Here is a 1,593-nt window from a genome sequence, read left to right as displayed (position 1 = left end):
TGCGGTCGCCGTGAACGGTGACCCTACAAAATGGGGCATGCTGCGGGATGCGCAGGGATGCGGTCGCCGTGAACGGCGACCCTACAAGAATGGGGCATGCTGTGGGATGTGCAGGGATGCGGTGATGGCACGTTTTTCTGTAGGGTGCGCATTCATGCGCACCGCTGCCGACACTGCGTTCAGCCAAAGCTCGATCTCATTTACCCTAAATGATTTTTTATCGATCCCGCCCGCGGCCAGAACTGTGAAGCGCCGCGCACTCCGGCTTTATTAAGAACAAAAATTAAATAGCCGCGCTAAAGCCAGGCCATTGTGCTGCCGAAAAGGTAAAAAAGTATTATCGATTTCTCTTCAGTCTGCGTTTTGCAAGGACTCACACATGCGTAATAACCAGCCCATCACCCAGCGTGAATTCGTCTTCGACGATCGCGCCACGCTGATGTCGACCACCGATCTCAACAGCCACATCACCTACGCCAACGACGCCTTTATTGAGGTCAGCGGATTCAGCCCGGAAGAGGTCAACGGCCAGCCGCATAACATGGTGCGTCATCCGGATATGCCGCCGGAAGCGTTCGCCGATATGTGGAGCACGCTGAAGCAGGGCGAACCCTGGACCGCGCTGGTCAAGAACCGGCGCAAGAATGGCGATCACTACTGGGTGCGCGCCAATGCTATTCCGGTAGTGCGCGAGGGCAAGCTGCAGGGCTATATGTCGGTACGCACCAAACCGTCGGCGGAGGAGGTCCGTCAGTGCGAGGCGCTGTACCGTGATTTTCGTGAAGGGCGTGCCAAAGGGCGTCGCTTTCATAAAGGGCTGATTGTTGGCAGCGGCTGGCGGCGACTGACTTCAGTGCTGAAAACGTTGCCGCTGCGCTGGCGCATCCGCAGCACGCTGATCGCGCTGCTGCCGTTGTCGGTGCTGAGCGTCTGGCTGCTGGGCATGGCACCGCTGGCGATCGGCTGCTTCAGCGGCGGCATGGCCGGACTGCTGCTGCTGGCCAGCCTGTGGCTGGAGCATCAAATCTCGCGCCCGATGGAGCGCATGTGCCGCCAGGCGCTGAGCGTGGCCACCGGCGCCAGCCACAAAGTCGAGCACATCGATCGGGTGGATGAGATCGGCATGACGCAGCGCGCTATCGGCCAGTTGGGCCTGATGTTCCGCTGGCTGGTGGATGACGTCAGCGGCCAGGCGATCAACGTCCTGAGCGCCAGCGACGCCATCGCGCGCAGCAATGATGAACTGAGCCGTCGCACCGAGCAGGCGGCGGCGAACGTGCAGCAAACGGCGGCGACCATGAACGAAATGACCGCCACGGTCAAAAGCAACACCGAAACCGCCAGCGAAGTGAATACGCTGTCGGCCAGCACCAGCGCAGCGGCGATCAAAGGCGGTGAAGTGATGCAGGAGATGGTCGGCATGATGGCGGAAATTGCCGACAGCTCGAAGCGTATCGCCAACATCACCAGCGTGATTGACGGCATCGCTTTCCAGACCAATATTCTGGCGCTGAACGCGGCGGTGGAAGCGGCACGTGCCGGTGAGCAGGGTAAAGGCTTTGCGGTGGTAGCGGGCGAGGTGCGCAGTCTGGC

At 60.5% G+C, this 1,593-nt stretch carries 2 protein-coding genes; both read left to right on the top strand.

Annotated features, from left to right (window positions below; genetic code table 11):
* The coding region (locus tag ERD80_RS22680) for a hypothetical protein (RefSeq protein ID WP_211145593.1) at positions 1–274 on the top strand (274 nt) is incomplete at its 5' end.
* A 105-nt stretch (positions 275–379) separates the two neighbouring features.
* A partial coding sequence (locus ERD80_RS14730) for a PAS domain-containing methyl-accepting chemotaxis protein (RefSeq protein WP_136547402.1) occupies positions 380–1,593 on the top strand: 1,214 nt, incomplete at its 3' end.

The sequence above is a fragment of the Pantoea sp. R102 genome (genome assembly GCF_004916815.1).
Classification (GTDB): domain Bacteria; phylum Pseudomonadota; class Gammaproteobacteria; order Enterobacterales; family Enterobacteriaceae; genus Pantoea; species Pantoea dispersa.
The sequence above is the reverse complement of the archived record's forward strand: the minus strand, read 5'-3'. Positions and strand labels throughout refer to the sequence as shown.